Origin of the sequence: Flavobacterium arsenatis (assembly GCF_031456785.1) — a bacterium.
GTDB classification, from domain to species: Bacteria; Bacteroidota; Bacteroidia; order Flavobacteriales; family Flavobacteriaceae; genus Flavobacterium; species Flavobacterium arsenatis.
The window spans coordinates 57,263-76,150 of the sequence record NZ_JAVDVI010000011.1 but is presented as its reverse complement, the minus strand read 5'-3'; the positions used below and the strand labels follow the sequence as shown (position 1 = coordinate 76,150).

General features: G+C 38.5%; 9 protein-coding genes. 2 read left to right on the top strand and 7 right to left on the bottom strand.

Annotated features, from left to right (window positions below; translation table 11 throughout):
• Positions 1 to 35 precede the first annotated feature (35 nt).
• The 7 genes from J2X31_RS12595 to J2X31_RS12570 form a co-directional block, all read right to left on the bottom strand.
• Entirely contained in the window at positions 36 to 2,786 is a 2,751-nt protein-coding gene (locus tag J2X31_RS12595; protein ID WP_445351664.1) for a gluzincin family metallopeptidase, read from the bottom strand.
• Positions 2,787 to 3,017: 231 nt separating this feature from the next.
• Positions 3,018 to 3,746 carry an LOG family protein gene (locus J2X31_RS12590; protein ID WP_310027157.1) on the bottom strand — a complete coding sequence of 243 codons (729 nt, stop codon included), beginning with the start codon at positions 3,744 to 3,746 and terminating at the stop codon, positions 3,018 to 3,020.
• A 117-nt stretch (positions 3,747 to 3,863) separates the two neighbouring features.
• Positions 3,864 to 6,695, bottom strand: a complete 2,832-nt coding sequence (uvrA, locus tag J2X31_RS12585; RefSeq protein ID WP_310027156.1) for an excinuclease ABC subunit UvrA — start codon at positions 6,693 to 6,695, stop codon at positions 3,864 to 3,866.
• Positions 6,696 to 6,827: 132 nt separating this feature from the next.
• Positions 6,828 to 7,823 (bottom strand): metal-dependent hydrolase, encoded by a 996-nt coding sequence (locus J2X31_RS12580; protein WP_310027154.1) that lies wholly within the window; start codon positions 7,821 to 7,823, stop codon positions 6,828 to 6,830.
• 176 nt (positions 7,824 to 7,999) lie between these two features.
• Positions 8,000 to 8,224, bottom strand: coding sequence for an Fjoh_0651 family PID-CTERM protein (locus J2X31_RS18290; RefSeq protein ID WP_510184080.1), 225 nt, complete (start codon positions 8,222 to 8,224; stop codon positions 8,000 to 8,002).
• 11 nt (positions 8,225 to 8,235) lie between these two features.
• On the bottom strand, positions 8,236 to 12,024 hold the full coding sequence (locus J2X31_RS12575) for a RemA C-terminal-like gliding motility protein (RefSeq protein WP_310027153.1): 3,789 nt from the start codon (positions 12,022 to 12,024) through the stop codon (positions 8,236 to 8,238).
• A 218-nt stretch (positions 12,025 to 12,242) separates the two neighbouring features.
• Positions 12,243 to 13,520 carry a hypothetical protein gene (locus J2X31_RS12570; protein ID WP_310027152.1) on the bottom strand — a complete coding sequence of 426 codons (1,278 nt, stop codon included), beginning with the start codon at positions 13,518 to 13,520 and terminating at the stop codon, positions 12,243 to 12,245.
• A 1,160-nt stretch (positions 13,521 to 14,680) separates the two neighbouring features.
• On the opposite strand from J2X31_RS12570, the gene J2X31_RS12565 reads away from it, so the two are divergent.
• The gene (locus J2X31_RS12565) at positions 14,681 to 17,086 is read left to right on the top strand and encodes a beta-L-arabinofuranosidase domain-containing protein (RefSeq protein ID WP_310027151.1); all 2,406 of its coding nucleotides are present in this window, start codon (positions 14,681 to 14,683) and stop codon (positions 17,084 to 17,086) included.
• Between the two features lie 49 nt (positions 17,087 to 17,135).
• On the top strand, positions 17,136 to 18,851 hold the full coding sequence (locus J2X31_RS12560; protein ID WP_310027150.1) for a glycoside hydrolase family 43 protein: 1,716 nt from the start codon (positions 17,136 to 17,138) through the stop codon (positions 18,849 to 18,851).
• Positions 18,852 to 18,888: the final 37 nt, after the last annotated feature.

The following is an 18,888-nucleotide window of genomic DNA, read 5'->3' as shown; positions in this document are numbered from 1 at the left end:
TAATCCAATTAAAAATTCATAATTTTTAATTGGATTTAAAACCACTTTCTAGTAAACAAATTCACCAACACACTCGGACTTAAAGTAACTATAAACCTAATCTTTTCTTGATAATTGTTATCGGCAATTTCCCATCCATTGTTAGAATACACAGGGAAATACAGCTCAAAATAATCTGTTACCAAATTCAACCTGACACCACTATCATACACAAATTGTTCTCCTTGATTTTTGTTTTTCATAAACCCGGCATCCCCATAAATTTCGACCCAATTCCAAATATTAAAACTTGCATTGGTTGTTGCCATCCATTGATTTGCATAAGGATTTACCAATTTTGATTTGAATCCACCTTCGGCAATGATGAGTTGTTGGCTGAAAAGTCCGCTGGTTTCGGATCTACCATAATAATTATAGTCAAATAGATAATCAGTAGGTCGATCTAGTGCAAAACTAAAAAAATCTGAATCGGTCGTGTTGTATAAAAAAGCACCTGCAAAAAAACGAATGTTGATTTGCCTATTGTCATTAAATAATTTTCTATAGCCTAATTCTACTGATGATTTCCCGAATTTGCTAGACAATTGTAAATCCGTCGAAAGATTGAAATGCTTGGTGATTTCGGTTTTGTTATCGGAGTATTTTGCATTAAAAACACTATAATTTTGATTATTCTCATCAAAACTCAAATCATAGTTTGATTCTTGTCGATTCACCATAACCTGCCGAATCAGCAAACCACGTTTTCTGTTGTCTCGAAAGTCCTTTTCGCGGAAGCGGAAAACGGCTGTTGGGTTTATTTTCAGATAGGTTGCATCTGGAGCATAATGAAAATAATTTCCGCTAATGGAATACCGATTATTGAAAGCTTCACTTTTTCGGTTGAATTGGTTAATGGCTAAAGAGAAACTTCCAATTAGTGATTGAGTATTAGCAGAATAAGCTGGATTTATATCAAAAATAAAGGGTTTGTCTAAAATAGTTTTGTTATGGAAGCGAATTCCAGGAGAAATTCCGTCATAGAGGTTATAAGTTGCGGTTGGAACATATAAAATTTGATTGTAATAGGGATCTTCCAAATCCTTCATAAACACAAATTTAAAAGGCCTGTTGTTTGGAAAAAAGGGCTTCATAGATTTCCAATTGTTCCTTAAATTGAATTCTGGAACCTCATTTTTATAGTTGATGACAATTTTATCGGCCTCTTTTCTTTCAACCGTAAAAGTGCTGTCGGTACTGATGTTTTCATACCATTCTTTGAAAACAATTTCTTTTCCTTTTAAGCCATAAACCGGAATAGGAACCGTTGTATTGGTTCGGTTTTTAATCGTAAAAGTAACGCTGTCTTGTGTTTTAGAAATGTCACTGAATTTATAATCTACAATTTCCCTTGAATCGATGATTGTATTAAAAAACCAATCTATGTCTTTTGGAGAATTTGTTCTCAAAATCTGCTCAAAATCCTCACGAGTAGTTTGTTTCTGCAGGTTGATTTGATAAAATTCCTTCAAACTTTTGTCAACAATATCGTTTTGCAGGTAATGATCCAGGTATTTAAAACTCAATCCAGCTCTATATTTTCCTGCAATTTGTTCGTTGAATTTGATGAAGGTGTTTTTAGGATCTCCAATCGGCTGATCTAGATTTTTTCTTGCCATCAGCATATAAAAATAGCTGTATTGGTTGTTGAAAGGCAAGTTTGTGAGGTTGTAGTTTCTCAATATTCGAAACTTGGAAATGCTTCCCATCATCTTGCTTTCGGGATAAAATTCGTCGATGTATCGCATCATCAAATACATCTGCATTCCATCATAAATCCAATTGTCTTTTCTTGGATCGAGCCGAAGACTCGTTTTGAGGTAATTGTTCAAATAGGTCTTCATGAATTTTATCTCAAACAAAAAATCATCTTGAAACGGACTCAAAAAAGAGGGCAATTGGTTGAGTCCATAAAATGGATTTCGTTCATAATCTGCTTGGGAAATGACCAGTTTTTTGTGAGGATAGGGTCCAATGTTTTCCTTTACAAAATCCATCATCTGACTTATAAGTAAAGCCTTTCGAACATCATCCAGATTGTTGCTTTTTAAATTCGTAACCACTTCAATATCTGACTTTCTGAAACTATGAAAGTTGTCATTTTGCTCTACATAAATACTGAAATCAATCCTGTTTTTGCCAGAAAGTTGATAAATTGAATTTGTATTCTCATTATTTTTCACAGAAGATAAATCGGAAATCACTGCAAATTGTTGTGGAACTTTAACCGTCAAATCAAAGTCGGAAACTGCATTGGCAATATCATCAAGGTTGTTGTTGCTGTATTTCAGGAAATTTCCATCTTCAAATCGGGCAGGAGTGAGGAACCAGTTTTTGAGATACATTTTTCCGTTTTCCCCATAACCATAATTTGTAAAACGGTCACTAGGAAGTTTTATGGAATAATTGAGCTTTAAGATGATTTTCTGATTTGGATGAACTGCTTCTGGCAACGAAACCAAAATCAGATCCGGTTGTTCAAACATCCTTTCCCATTCCACTTTTTTTCCATTTGCATCTTGAATTGATACATTATTTGTGCTTCCTCGTTCTTCGTCCCTTGCAACATGAAAACTTCGCACAAATTCATCCGAAAAGCGTTTGGCAAGCGGAGTAGTTTTGGAGGAATAGGCGTTGTTCCAATCGTTCAACACAACCGTGGTCAGTATTTTATGGGTTTGGTTGTAAAACGTCAATTCCTGTTGCACATGTACGGTTTTTTCTTCAGGTTTGATGTCAACCACCAATTTGGAATGATGTTGAGCATATTGACTGGTAGAAACCAACAACGCAAGGCAAAAAAGTATTCTAGGGAAATATTTCAATGATTTCTTTTTCAAATTTGAGTAGCAATTGTAAACACTATAAGATGCGATTTATTGTATAGGTTGCTTATTTGTTTCTTAAAAACAACGTTCACAAAGAAAACAAAAACTTGCATCCTTGTGAACGTATACGTACAAGTTTTCCTAAAGGTTTTAGAAATTAGGGCTTAAATTGTATTTCTTGTAGAAAGTATCCAATACTTCAACCACTTCTTCCTCGGTATCCACAATCTTTATCAAATCAAGGTCGCCCGGACTAACGTTTGCATATTTCTCTACCAAAACGGCTTTGATCCAATCCATCAAACCTGACCAGAAGTCACGTCCTACGAGGATTACAGGGAATTTTGCCACTTTTTTCGTTTGAATCAAAGTAATGGCTTCAAACATTTCGTCAAGCGTTCCGAAACCTCCTGGCATCACGACAAAACCTTGGGAATATTTAACGAACATCACTTTTCTTACGAAGAAATAATCAAAATTCAAGTTTTTATCTCGGTCGATATAAGGATTAAAATGTTGCTCAAAAGGCAATTCGATGTTTAAACCAACGGAAGTTCCACCACCTAAATGGGCTCCTTTGTTTCCAGCTTCCATGATTCCAGGACCACCACCAGTGATAACGCCATAACCAGCTTTACTTATTTTAAAAGCAATTTTTTCTGCCAATAAATAGAAATGGTCTTCAGGTTTTGTTCGTGCTGAACCAAAAATAGAAACGCACGGACCAATTCGACCCATTGTTTCATAACCGTTTACGAACTCTGCCATAATTTTAAAAATGGCCCAAGAATCGTTGGTTCTTATTTCATTCCACGTTTTCTGCTTTAATCTGTCTTGGATTATTTTATCCTCGTCATTGTCAAAATCTTCTAATCTCATCTTTAGTGCTTATTATTTATTCTTATTTTTTTATTTGCTTGGCAATATATAAAATTTTTCTTTTAGAGCTAACAGGTTTTATCCTGAAGCTTCGGGACTTTTAGATCTTTAAAATTATTAATGAAGCTCTTTCTTTAAAAACTGAGCCGTATAGCTTTTCTTCACTTTCGCCACTTCTTCAGGAGTTCCTTTAGCTACAACAGTTCCACCGCCTTTTCCCCCCTCTGGACCAATGTCAATAATATAATCGGCTAACTTGATAACGTCCATATTGTGTTCGATAATCAAAATTGTATTGCCTTTATCGACCAATTTATTGATGACTTCCATCAAGACGCGAATGTCTTCGAAATGCAAACCAGTCGTAGGTTCGTCGAGAATATAAAAGGTATTTCCTGTATCTTTTTTAGCCAATTCTCCTGCCAATTTGATACGTTGTGCTTCTCCTCCCGAAAGTGTTGTGCTTTGTTGCCCCAAAGTGATATAACCCAAACCAACATCTTGCAATGTTTTTACCTTTCGGTAGATTTTTGGTATATTTTCAAAAAACGGAACGGCTTCATCAATCGTCATATTCAAAACATCCGAGATGGATTTTCCTTTATATCGGATTTCTAAAGTCTCTCTGTTGAACCTTTTTCCCTGACAGGTTTCGCATTCCACATAAACATCTGGAAGGAAATTCATTTCGATCGTTCGTACACCTGAACCTTCGCAAGTTTCACATCTTCCACCTTTTACGTTAAAACTAAAGCGTCCAGCTTTGTAACCGCGAATCATACTTTCAGAAGTCATGGTAAAGAGATTTCTTATCTCTCCAAAAACTTCTGTATAAGTCGCAGGATTAGAACGTGGCGTTCTTCCAATTGGACTTTGGTCGATGTCAATGACCTTATCGATATGTTCCAAACCTTCAATCTTTTTGTAAGGCTGTGGTTTTTTTACACCATTAAAATAATACGCATTCAGAATCGGGTAGAGGGTCTCGTTGATTAAGGTTGACTTTCCACTTCCTGAAACTCCCGTTACGCAAATCATTTTTCCCAGAGGCAATTCTATCGAAACATTTTTCAGGTTGTTTCCAGTTGCTCCAGTAAGTTTCATTGACTTTCCGTTTCCTTCACGACGCTGTTTTGGTACTTCAATTTCACGTTCGCCATTTAAATAGGAAGCGGTTAAAGTGTGTTCTTTCAGAATTTCCGCAGGAGTTCCTTTACTGATGATTTCGCCACCATATTTTCCTGCTTTTGGACCAATATCAATCACATAATCGGCACGTTCAATCATATCTTTGTCGTGTTCTACGACAATAACAGAGTTCCCGATGTCTCGTAATTGTTCCAACGAGCGGATCAGTTTTTCATTATCTCTTTGGTGCAAACCTATGCTTGGTTCATCCAAAATATACAAAACCCCAACCAATTGCGAACCAATTTGGGTAGCCAATCGAATTCGCTGTGCTTCTCCACCCGAAAGTGATTTTGAACTTCGGCTTAAAGCCAAATATTCCAAACCAACATTCATCAGGAAAGCCAAACGGTCTTTGATTTCCTTAATAACTTCGGTTGCAATTCGTTTTTGTTTATCCGATAAATGGTTCTCCAAATCATTGAACCAAACGGTCAAATCTGAAATATCCATCGAAGACAATTCGTGAATATTTTCGTTATTGATTTTGAAATAAAGCGCTTCTTTTTTCAAACGGGAACCTTCACAAACAGGACATTTCACTTCATCCATGAATTCTTTTGCCCAACGTTTTATGGAAGTTGAACCACTTTCGTCAAATTGATTTTTGATGAAATGCGAAATGCCTTCAAATTCAATCTTGTATTCTTTTGTGATGCCTAACGTTTTTGATGCTACGGCAAATTTATCTTTTCCGCCATTTAGAATCGTGTCCATTGCTTCTTCAGAAATCGACTCAATTGGATCAGTGATTTTGAAGCCATATTTTTCTCCGATAATTTCCAATTGCTTGAAAATCCAAGTCGATTTATATTCTCCCAAAGGAGCAAACCCACCTTGCTTTATGGACATTTTTAGGTTAGGAGTTATTTTTTTGATGTTGATTTCGTTTACCATTCCCAAACCGTTGCAATGATCACAAGCACCTTTTGGAGAGTTGAACGAAAACAAGTTGGGTTCAGGATTTTGATAGGAAATTCCCGTTGAAGGACACATCAAGTTCCGACTGAAATAACGAACATCCTTACTGTCTTGTTCCAAAACCATCAAGACATTTTCGCCGTGATACATTGCCGTATTGATGCTTTCCATCAGACGTTTTTCGCTTTCAGGACTGTTATCGGCTACAATTCTATCGATTACAATTTCGATGTCGTGTGTCTTGTAACGATCCAGTTTCATTCCAGGTGTGATGTCTTTTATATCGCCATTGATTCGGACTTTTAGGAATCCTTGCTTGGCAATTTGCTGGAATAATTCGGCATAATGTCCTTTTCTGGCACGAATAACGGGAGCCAGAATATTGATTCTCTTATCCTTGAAATCTTCCGAAATTAGCTCCTTTATTTGTTCATCGCTGTAACTGACCATTTTTTCGCCAGTGTTGTAACTGAAAGCATCGGCACCTCTTGCATAAAGCAAACGGAGGAAATCATAAATTTCAGTTATTGTTCCAACGGTCGAACGCGGGCTCTTGCTGGTTGTTTTTTGTTCGATGGCAATAACAGGGGAGAGTCCGTCAATTTTATCCACATCCGGACGTTCTAAACCACCAAGAAACTGTCGGGCATAAGCCGAAAAAGTTTCCACATAACGTCGTTGTCCTTCGGCATAAATGGTGTCGAAAGCAAGTGATGATTTTCCAGATCCTGAAAGTCCAGTGATAACTACTAATTTCTCACGAGGAATTGAAATGTCTATGTTTTTGAGATTATGAACGCGGGCTCCTAAAACTTCTATAGTATTGTCTGATTCTAGCATATTTTTTGGCAATTCCGAATAGGTCGGAAGCAAAGTTACTATTTTGGTTTGTAGTATGTAAATTATTTAATAAATTGTTTGGAAGGGTTTTGTTTATGTTTAAGGGAAATGGAAGAACAATTAAGCAAGTTGTCAATTTCCCTTGATGCGATTGAAGATGCCTTTCATCAAAGCTTTTCCATCGCGTTTTTGTTTTGGAACTTCATAGGCTTTGAGTTTACTATTTTCTTCCTTAAAAACATAGCTGAAGGCAAATTGTGGTTGTCTAGGATCTTTAGTTAGCAAACCAAAACGCAAGTCATTAAAATAGTAAAGATTATCTATTTTAGTGACGATAAACCATCCTTCGCTTACCTCCTTTAAAGTTTCAAAATCTGGATTTCCTTCCAGTTCTTTTGTCAATTTATTGTTTTTAGCATAGGTTTCAAATGTGATTGGCTTGCTGTCGAACAAAGAAAAATCACCTAAAAGATAGGCATTGTTTGTAGCAACGTTTGCATTCCATAAGATGCAATTGAAGGCGGTTGGCTTTACGATAAGTGTACTGTATTCGATTTTTTGCTTTTTCAAAGCATCTTCAAATTGATTCAGGGCATAAAGTTTCAATCCGGAAGTGAGAAGCAGATAAAGCGAACTGATGTAAATGCCTCGTAGGACATATTTTTTCCGTAAAGAAAATGTTTTCTTTCGCCATGCCATCATCAACGAAACCATCAATGGCAAAGTATATAGTGGGTCGATGACAAAGATGGTTTTTAAAGCAATGCGATCGGGAATTGGCCAAAAGATTTGTGTTCCCCAAGAGGTAAACAAGTCGAGAAGAACATGAGTTATCAAACACCAAAACGCCATAGTGGTAGCACTTTTGAAACTGATTTTTCCTTTTTCGAATTTGGAAATAGCCCAGCCCAACATCGGCGAAAGTCCTATAAAGAAGAGTAGGGAATGGCTCAAGCCCCGATGGATGGCCACGCCATCAACGGGATTCATAAATTGTCCGACAACGACATCCAAATCGGGAATTGTACCGAGGATGGCACCGTATAGGAAAGTCTTTCGTTGCAGTTTTTCACCAGCACATAATTCGGCTGTGGCAATTCCTAGAACGATTTGGGTAAATGAATCCATTGGGTTGAAAATTGGCTGCTTTCAAGATGCAAAAATAGGCAAAGAAAAACGCTTTGTCAGTTTTGTAACGATAAATAGCCTATTTTAAGATTCTAGGTTGATGCAAGCTACTTGATCCATAAAAAAATCCCGATGCTATAATGCACCGGGATTTTATCTAGCCGCGAAGGCAATAATTAGCTGACTTGTGTTTTCCTGTTCTTTAAATAATAGAAGGCAAAGCAGATGCCTAGCAACATCATATAGATCATCCATCCGTTGATTGGGGCCTGCTCGACTGAACCGTCCGTGTTCCCGTTCTCGTCCTCCATTCCGGTACCCGGATTGTCGTCAGCAAACATTAGAAAATCACTGAAAAGAATTGCTGCAAATAGGTAGACTTTTAAAAATTTACGTAACATAATTGTTTTATTTAATAGATTATTTTTTTACTTGTTCTGGTATTGCTTTCGCTGGTGATCTGAACGATCAGTACCTGCTGTTCAACCATAAGATCGCTGATGGCAAGCGTTGTAGCGTTTACATCGGCAACACTGTAGAGCAGTCTTCCGCGGATGTCAAAGATATCCACCTGTTTCATCGACACTTTTCCAGCATCTATTTTCAGGGTGTTTCCTTCCCTGTAGATGATCACATTGTTTGCATCAAAAATGGGATTCTCTGTTCCAAGTGTTGCATTCATGTACACCACCTCAAAGCGGTCTTCGAAAGTCCCCTCTTCTGAAGAGAAAGTATAATCACCAACTTTCAAGTCGTGGTAGATATTGAACACGTTGTCTTTAAGGTAAACCTGTTGGTTCCCAGCGAACAATCCATCGTAGTTGCTCATTTTCAAGGTAAGGATTCCGGCATTGTTTGCCTTGTAGCTTAAGGGAACGGCATCATTTTCTGTAAACGAAGCCCTTGCCTGTATGGCCAGTTTGGTGGCATCTGCCTTTGTATAAATAGATAGGTCGGAGTCGTTGTATAATCTTCCGTCCCAACCGAAGTCGAGTCCGTTCGTAGTGTTGGCGCTGTATCCGATTACTGCCTGTCCGAAACTTGTGCTGCTGTTGCTGATGTCCAGCCAGATGCGCGACAATTGGTTGTCAGTGGCATCCATGGTCGTTGCACCAGATCGGAAAAAAGGTCCGATGCTACTTGGCCTCCTCATAGCATTGTTAAAGCTAAGCTCGTTTGCAGTGGTAGAAGCCTTGAAAAGGAAGCCTTGACCAGGTTGGATCACCCAATCAGAAGGATCACCTGTAAAAGATCCTGAAGAATCCGAAGGCTCATCCACAGCCGCGCTTCCCATATTGGTAACGGTTACATAGGTTGCCGTTGCCGCCAGGTTTTTCTTTCTCCAGAAATAAAGCGTACCGTTGTCCATCTGTGCTTGGTTGGCATCGATGAAGTCACGGATGCTGATTGGCGACGGATAAGGGTTTCCAACTGCATTGAAACGTCCGCCCTGATTGGATAGGGGTATGCTGATATCTCCGTTGTTTGGTGTTCCTTCGAACACGCCGTTGAATACAGAGGTAGCTTCTGCAGGTAGCCCGGCAGGCATTCTTACAAGGTAGCCTTTCCCAGATGTGAAGGTAACCGCATTAGGATTGCTCCCGAAGATACCCGATTGGCTCAGGTAGTTGCTGTAGGCACTCAACGCTGTATTGTACACAAAGAAGCTCGCGTCAACAGTATCTGGTGAGAAATTTTTCAAGGTCTGTGTCCCGCTTGTTGGCGAAGACCAAAGGGTGTAGTCCAGATTATAAAGGGCATTGCTGTCCTTGTGGAAGGTGATGCTTCCTGTATTTTCGTTGGTGGTTGTAAGCGGATGCTGTAAAAGGTTTGCACCATTGCTGAATACCAGTTGGGCGGTAGGATCCACTATTACAGATTCTGCAACAATCAGGTTGTGGCCAGAGGCGAACGTTACTACAGCATTATTTATTACTTGAATGCTACAGGCTTCAAAATTTCCTGTCGAGGTATAGTCGCCAGCGAAGATGACATTTGAATCTGCCAATGGTTCTGTTTGAATCCAAAAACTACCAGTCCATATAGCGTTCGTTTGACAGGATGCACAATCCTCATCGATGTTGCCATCGCAGTTGTTGTCAAGCCCGTCGCCACAGATTTCCTCTGCTCCAGGATAAACAGTTGCCTCATAATCATTACAGTCGTCCGCGTTTAAAACATATCCTTCCGGTAAATAGCAGTAAGAGATACTGCTGTCGGGGTTTCCGTATCCGTCTCCATCAGCATCCTCATAATATACTGCATTTTCTGAATCTAGGATTGTCAAAGCAGCGTGATCTGAGATTACATCAGATGCACACTCATTGGAAGCAACACAACGGTAAGTAAAGCCTTCCATGGAAGTGTTCAGATTATAGATCGATAGTTCTCTGGTGTGAACATCCGAATAGTGTCCTCCTTCTGAAACGTCTTCATCCTCCAAGTTTGTAAACCCAGCACCGTCATTAACCTGCCATTGATAGTTTGTAGCACTGATGGCATAACAAGTGTAGGTGGCAACTTCGCCTAAACACCATTCGGCAGGATAAGGCTGTCCTGTGAAGACCATTGTTGTTTTTATGAAAAGTAAACCTGGGTCGGAAGTAGCCGTATCCCCACCGCCACGTACAATGCAACGGTAGACATAGCCATTCATTTCCATTGAAGGGGTGATTATAGTAAGCGTTGCTGTGTCGACACCGCTGTATAGGTCCCCGTTACCGATGTCTGTATATCCGAAGCCATCATTGACCTGCCACTGATAAAATTCCGCACCGCTAGCGGTTACCGAAAAGGAGTCATCTTCACCAAGACAGACTGTTACTTCATGAGCGGGATGGGTGATTATGGCTAAGACACATTCATCAACATTCCCATCACAGTTATTGTCTGACCAATCATCACAGATTTCAACTGCTCCCGGATAAGTGTTAGGATTATCATCGTCACAGTCGCTAAAGTTAGAAACAAAGCCCTCCGGTGCACCTGTACAAGAGTCTGTAGTCACCATTCCGTTTCCGTATCCATCTCCATCAAAATCCTCATAATAGGTTATATTTTCAGACACCGTCAGTGAGGCACTCTCAGAGGTTGCATCAGGGAAGGAATTTGCTGAGGCGATACAACGATAGGTAGAGCCGTTCATTTCTGAAGTAGCTTCTGTGATGGTGAGTGTTGCAGTTGTAGCATCGCTGTATGCACCGCCATCGCTGATGTCTGTAAATCCTGATCCGGAATTGACCTGCCATTGATAGCCTGTTGCATTGCTGGCTGTAATAGAAAAAGAGGTGTTGCCTCCTGCACAGATGGTAGCGGCAGAAGGATTGGAGGATATTGAGGTAGGTAAAGCATCTGGGATATTCAATGAACCTATGTCTTGCATATTGTTACGCCATACTTCGTTGCCGGTACCATCGGTGTTGACCCTTTTGATTTCGTTATTGGCACCATCCCAGTAGTAAATTTTATTGTTGATCTTGTCTAGTGCTAGAGCATCTACTGACCAAACAAAGAACCCACCTACTAAAAATGTGCGAGATGATCCATCCAGATTAATACTTTCTATAGAGATATCACCATTGTCAATATTAGAGAAATATAATTTTGAATTCGCCTCATCGATAACCATTTTACCGAAATTGATGTCAAGAAAAGTCTCCAAATTGGTACCATCCAAATTCGAGCGTAAGATTTTATAATAATACTCATCGTACCAATACATTTTTTGGTGGGTTGAATCTACTTTTAGGTCCTTAAAATATCCATAATTTACGGTTGTTAGTACTATAGTTCTTTCATTTCCGTCCAGATTGACCTTTTCGATAATACTATTTTCGCCATCAGAGGAGCACCAATATAGTTTTTGATTTGTAAAATCTATTGACATGCCAGTTATAGAATATACGTCTGTAACAAGGATAGTGGCATTAGTCCCATCGAGGTTTGCTTTCATGAACGAAGTTTGAAGTTGATCGTACCAATACATTTTTTGGTTGGTTAAGTCTACTTCTAATCCATGCCAAGAAGCAAAACCTGTTGCTGCGTAATGGGTGTTCAGTGCTGTACCATCAAAATTGATGCTTTCAATCTTGGTTGGATTGTTTTTGTTCCAGTAGAGTTTCTGGCCGCTCATGTCAAATCCTGTATTAAGCAACGCCATCAACAGGATCACCTTAAAAAAAGAGTGTAATCTTTTGTTCATACTATAATTGATTATGTTGGGAAGGGTTAGGGGTATTAGGAACGAAAAGTTCCCGCAAAATCTTCCAAGACCAAATGTAGTAGAATTAAAATTTTTTGTTAAAAAAGGAGGGGGGACAAATAGGGGGACAATTGATAATCAACTGATTTATAAAGAAATTCAGTGTTATAATAATAAGAAGTAAACCAAAAACAGAAAAGTAACTGCAGTAGTTTTATTTAGAAATCCAAGAACAGGTCTTCCAGTTTTTGCTCTTTCGAAAGATTGATTTTCTTACGGAGCCTTTGTCGGTTTTTCTTGATGCTCATCGAACTGATTCCAGTCATTGCCGCCATCTCGTGCGAATTGAATCCAAGTTTCAGCAAGGAACACAAACGGATTTCAGCCGGGGTAAATTCAGGATAGGCTGTTTTAAGTTTTGTAAAAAATCCGGCATGCACTTTTTCAAACAAGATTTTAAAGCGTGTCCAGTCTTCTTCCGTCAAGATGGTTGCAAAACGAAGCTTTTGCAATACAGCCTGTTCATTCTCGACAGGTATTTCGTGTTGCCGCCGCATCAGGTTCATCTCAGATTGTGTTTTCTCCAGAAGGTCGGCTTTCTGCCGTAGGTTCCGCACATATTCCTCGAGTTGTTCGCGGGAAGATTTGAGTTCGTTTTCGGCCATTTCTTTTTCCAACTGTAGTAGCCCTTCTTTCTGTTTCTGGATTTTCCTTTCTCGAAGTTGCCTGCTGTACAATAGTGCAATTACTATTGCAAGTAGTACTCCTAATGAAATGTACAGCTTCTGCATCATTTCGGCCGCCTGTTTTTCTTCTCTTAAAAGTTGTAAGCGGTTGTTGGTTTGCTGTGCTTCAAACATTTGGAGAATCGACGTATTTTTCGACAGTCTTGCACGGCGTTCGATGCTGTCCCTAATAGTGTTGGCCGCCTTGAGATAGTCCAGTGAACGCTCCGTATTACCACGTGCGTCCCAAACCTTGGAAAACACATTGAAGAGGTATTGTTTTCGAACGTAATTCTGAACAGGCATATCGCCGGATTTAAAGGCTTCTTCCAATAAGTCTTCCGCCTGTTGAAGTTGTTGCAGTGCCAAGTCAACCTTTCCAGTATGCAACGATATGTCTGCCAAACCGGTAAGTGCTTCTACAATCAATTCGGTGTTGTTCACTGTCAGACTGCAGTTGTAGTATTCCTCCATAAACGGCTTGGCACGTCCGTATGATTTTTCGCTGAGATATTGTCGCCCTATATCGCCAGAATTGATACCTATCCATGCCGTATCCTTGGCAACTACCGCTTGATGTCTGGATTGCTTGAAATATTTTTTGGCGCTATCCGGCTCAACAAGTTCCCGATAACTCAGTCCGATCGAGTTGAGTATGCCTATGTGACGCCTTGGATTTTCCATAGGATTCTTCAAGCTCAGCTTAAAGTACCTTACAGCTTCATTAAAGTTGCTCAGATGATAATAGACATAGCCCAGGCGATCTAGCATACCCGCCGCATTATAAATGTCTTTGTATCCAATCTCGTCAAAAACATAATGGGCCTGAAGCAAATTTTGCAGGGCTTCCACAGGTTTTTTGGTGTGGGTAAAATAGTAGTAGCCTAAAGAGTGCCGAAAATAGGCGGCTTGAAGTTGCTGTCCATTTTTTTCCGACATTGCTATTGCCTTTTGCATCTGGGCAATGCCTTTTTTATCTTGCTGTCCGTCCATAGCAATGACATATAAACCGCGATAGAAAACAATCGAAGCAAGCGTAATCTTATCGTTTTTTTTTAGGGCGATTTGCTCAAGGTCATGGAGCATTTTTATTCTATGGGTTGGTTCGTAAGAAAACAGATTTTTGTTGAACCACTTTTCCAACTCGTTAATCTTGTAGGGATCATCTGCTTGGATTAGATTTTGTAAGGTATCTTGTTGTGAAAAACAAGGAAAAGACATCAATGCCAAAAATGGCAACAATACTTTGCAACAACGATAAAAGAAGATATAAAAAAGGGGCATATCTTATTTATTGGGGGACTATTAGGGTATCGCAAGATAGCATATTTTAGAAAAATAGTATTTGAGTAGTCGATAAATTCTTTTTTTATAGGCATACATTGGTATCTAAAAACACGCCTGCTAAATTCTTGGCAAAAGATCTACCCTTACGAAATCGTGTTGAATTGCAAAGACTATATTGAGCAGAGAAAACGCTACACAATTATTTTTTGTTCGATTGTTCGGTATTTTACTGAAGATAATACTTCGATGCAGCAAGTAGAACAATTACTTAATTTTAGTGTAGAAGTATTTTAACTAGTTTTTTTTAGATTTCTTATCATATAAAATTTTATATTTTCTTCCGCAAACCCAAAATTTCGGATTTGATTCAAATACATTTTTTTTTATTTTAGATTAGCATTTTTCCCTTTTCAAAAAGGTATTACCCTAATTATTCAATCGATTTCGCTTAATCTGCAAAATTCTAAATTATATATCATTGCAAATTCTTCAATAAAATTAATAAATGTAAATATTACATTTATTTATAATCATTAAATATGTTATTTAATTGATAATAATTTATTTATTGATTTCATATTTTGCTTTATATTAAAATAAATGTAATATTGTAAAGTCAATCCTAAGTACTAATTCTTATAATTATGTATCCTAAAGCTCCCTTTCATACAAGTTTTTACTGCAATAAAATTGCTTTTTTATGGCTGTTTTTAGGGTTTAATGCAGTTGCCCAAAATGAGGCTTTGGAGTATTTTGATTTAAAAGAGGTGAGACTGTTGGAAAGCCCTTTCAGCAAGGCCATGGAAAAGGATAGGGAATATCTGCTTGAAATGGATGCCGACAGACTTTTGGCACCTTATCTTAAAGAAGCAGGTCTAGTTTCTAAGAAAGAGAATTATCCAAACTGGGAAAGTACAGGATTGGACGGTCATATTGGAGGCCACTACCTTTCTGCATTGTCATTGCTGTATGCTTCAACTGGAGAGGATGTTATTCTAGCCAAGGTAAATTATTTTGTAGCCGAATTGGAACGTTGTCAAAAGGCAAACGGAGATGGGTATCTCTCTGGTATTCCAAGTGGAAAAAAGATATGGAAAGAAATAGCCAATGCCGATATCAAAGCCAGTTCTTTCGGATTGAATGACCGATGGGTTCCGCTATACAACATCCATAAAACCTATTCAGGCCTGCGTGATGCCTATATTTATACAGGAAATGACAAAGCAAGAGAGATGCTTATAGCCCTTACAGATTGGATGATGAAAGAAGTTTCTGGGCTAAATGAAATCCAGATCCAAGACATGCTTAGAAGTGAACACGGCGGATTGAATGAGATTTTTGCAGATGTTTATGACATGACGGGTAATAAAGAGTATCTAAAACTCGCTCAAAAGTTCTCTCACAAAGCAATATTAGATCCTTTGATTGCAGGACAGGATAATCTGAATGGTATGCACGCAAATACCCAGATTCCAAAAGTGATCGGATTTAAACGAATTGCTGATCTTTCGAAAAATAAGCAATGGGATGATGCTTCCACTTTTTTTTGGAAAAATGTAACAGGAAAGCGATCGGTTGCCATTGGAGGAAATAGCGTGAGCGAACATTTTAACGCTACAGATGATTTTTCGGGCATGATCAAAAGTATAGAAGGTCCTGAAACTTGCAATACGTATAACATGCTCAAGCTCACCAAGCAACTCTATGCAACTTCGCCAACGACGGACTACATAGAGTATTATGAAAAAGCATTATACAACCATATTCTTACTACCCAACACGCTGAAAAAGGAGGGTTTGTTTACTTTACACCGATGAGGCCAGGTCATTATCGTGTATATTCTAAACCAGAAACCAGTTTTTGGTGCTGTGTGGGTTCGGGTATGGAAAACCATGTCAAGTATGGCGAAATGATTTATGCCCATCAGGGTAACAACTTATATGTGAACCTCTTTATTCCATCAAAGCTCAATTGGACATCTAAAAAAGTCAAAGTCGTTCAGGAAAATAATTTCCCAGAAGAAGCCTCTACGAAGTTGACGATTGATGTTGAAAAGAAAACTTTTTTTTCCTTGAAACTAAGGTCTCCAAAATGGACAGAAAAGCAAAAGGTGAAAATTCTCATTAACGGAAAAGAATACAAAACTAAAGAAGATAAATCCGGCTATTACACTATTTCCAGAGATTGGAAAAAAGGCGATGAAGTAGTTTTTCAAGTGCCGATGCGACTCCAGCAAGAACAGCTTCCAGATGGGTCGGATTATTATGCTTTTACTTATGGCCCGGTGCTTTTGGCTTCTAGTTATGGAAGTGAAAACCAAAAGGGACTTTTTGCAGATGATAGCAGGGGTGGTCATATTGCTAACGGACAACATATTCCATTGGCAGAGATTCCAATACTATTAGAAAGTTCAGCTTCCTTGTTGGGGCATATCAAAACAATCAAGGAGCGTCCACTTTCCTTTCATCTGGATGGCATATACCAAGAACAATTCTCAAAAGGATTTGATCTATTACCCTTTTATAAGATTCAAGCCGAACGCTATATAATTTATTGGCCAAAAGCCGATGCTGAAAAAGTGGAAGCCCTACAAAAACAAAGAGCCAAAAAAGAAAATCAAGAACTCAAGCTAGATGCTATAACAACAGATAAATTGGTTGCCGGTGAACAACAACCAGAGGCCGATCATTTCATTCAAATGGAAAATTCCAACACGGGCTACAGGGAAGACCTACATTTCAGGGATGCTAAGGGTTGGTTCAGTTATCAAATGAAAAATAAAACTGGCAATGCTCGATATCTATATGTAGCCTATTTTGATGCCGATGCAAAGAGTGTAATGAACATCAGCATTAATGGGAAATCTATAATTACAAAAGAAATGAAGGGAACATCAGGTGTTTCAGTGCAGTATTTGCAATTACCGCTTTCGGAGGTTGATTATGCAAAGGAAACCATCACAGTTAAATTTTCTGGTCAAGATAATCTGCCTACTTCAAAGATAGTTGAGGTTCGGTTGTTGGATACAGCCTATAACTTGAATGAATAAAAACTAATATTTAAAAATCACATAAAAAACACTTTTAAAACATAAGATAATGAAACACAATCTATTCAATTTAGGATTTTTTGGAAATAAAGCCAATCTATTTGTAGCTACAGCTTTGCTTTCGGTTAGCGGTCTATCTGCACAAACTTTTTCAAATTTTAGTTACCGAGGTAATGATGCCATTTATACCAACAATCCTTTAAAAGCGGATGAATTTTATTCTCCAATTCTCCAAGGATGTTACCCTGATCCAAGTATTACCAAAAAAGGAAATGACTATTATTTGGTAAATTCTTCGTTTGCAATGTTTCCTGGAGTGCCAATTTTTCATTCTAACGATTTGGTCAATTGGAAACAAATCGGTCACGTTTTGGACCGTCCTTCACAGCTAAAAGTTGAAAGTGCAGGAATTTCAGCAGGAATTTATGCTCCAGACATCAAGTACAATAAAAACAACGATACGTTTTACATGATTACGACGCAATTTGCTGGAGGAATGGGGAACATGGTCGTTAAAACCAAAGATCCGATGAAAGGTTGGAGTGATCCGATAAAACTTCAATTTGATGGAATTGATCCTTCACTTTTTTTTGACGATAACGGAAAAGCATATGTTGTGCATAACGACGCTCCAGATCAAGGAAAAGAATTGTACAGTGGACATCGTGTCATTAAAATTTGGGATTATGATGTAGAGAATGATAGAGTAATTCCAGGGTCAGACAAAATTATTGTGGATGGAGGAATTGATATTACCCAAAAACCAATTTGGATTGAAGGACCACATATTTACAAGAAGGATGGTCGTTACTATTTGATGTGTGCTGAAGGTGGAACTGGAGATTGGCATAGTGAAGTAATTTTGGTGGGTGATAATCCAAAAGGACCTTTCAAACCAGCTCCAAACAATCCCATTTTAACGCAAAGATATTTCGTAAAAGATAGAAAAGACAAGGTAGATTGGGCAGGTCATGCTGATTTGGTTGAAGGGCCAGACGGAAAATATTATGGCGTGTTTTTGGCAGTTCGTCCAAACGACAAATTTCGTGTAAATACAGGCCGTGAAACGTTTATTTTACCAATTGATTGGAGTGGAGAATTTCCAGTTTTCGAAAACGGACTAATTCCGTTGCAACCAAAATTGAAAATGCCAGCCGGTGTTCAAAATCAAACGGGTCAGAATGGATTTTTCCCTAACGGAAATTTCACTTTCACAGAAAATTTCAAAAACGAAAGGTTAGATATGAGATGGATTGGTCTTAGAGGTCCACGAGAAAACTTTATTTCGGTTTCAAAAGAAGGATTGAAAATGAAGACTTTTTCGTCTAATATCAAGGCGATGGCTCCAACATCAACCCTTTTTTACAGGCAACAACATGCTACATTCGAAGCAAATGCAACTTTAAAATACAAACCAAAATCAGATAAAGATTTGGCAGGAATTGTTTGCTATCAGAATGAGAAATTCCATTATGTTTTCGGGGTAACCAAAAAAGCAAACGATTTTTATATCGTATTGGAAAGAACAGAAAGTGACCATTCAAAAGTTATCGCAAGCGAAAAAATTAGCCTAGGAAAGGACGTTCAGTTTAAAGTGGAAGCCAAAGGAGATGCCTATTCTTTCAGCTATTCGCTTGACGGAAAAAGTTTTAAAAATCTTGGCGGAACAGTTTCTGGAGATATCCTTTCTACCGATGTTGCAAAAGGTTTTACAGGAAGCATGATTGGCTTGTACAGCACATCTGGAAATGATATTCAGCCATAATTTTGATTAGACTTTCGTCAAAAAGAATCCAAAAAAG

Coding starts and splice junctions, on each gene's coding strand:
- J2X31_RS12590 (WP_310027157.1), bottom strand. CDS start 3,746: ATGAGATTAGAAGATTTTGACAATGACGAGGATAAAATAATCCAAGAC.
- uvrA (WP_310027156.1), bottom strand. CDS start 6,695: ATGCTAGAATCAGACAATACTATAGAAGTTTTAGGAGCCCGCGTTCAT.
- J2X31_RS12580 (WP_310027154.1), bottom strand. CDS start 7,823: ATGGATTCATTTACCCAAATCGTTCTAGGAATTGCCACAGCCGAATTA.
- J2X31_RS18290 (WP_510184080.1), bottom strand. CDS start 8,224: ATGTTACGTAAATTTTTAAAAGTCTACCTATTTGCAGCAATTCTTTTC.
- J2X31_RS12575 (WP_310027153.1), bottom strand. CDS start 12,024: ATGAACAAAAGATTACACTCTTTTTTTAAGGTGATCCTGTTGATGGCG.
- J2X31_RS12570 (WP_310027152.1), bottom strand. CDS start 13,520: ATGCTAGATCGCCTGGGCTATGTCTATTATCATCTGAGCAACTTTAAT.
- J2X31_RS12565 (WP_310027151.1), top strand. CDS start 14,681: ATGTATCCTAAAGCTCCCTTTCATACAAGTTTTTACTGCAATAAAATT.
- J2X31_RS12560 (WP_310027150.1), top strand. CDS start 17,136: ATGAAACACAATCTATTCAATTTAGGATTTTTTGGAAATAAAGCCAAT.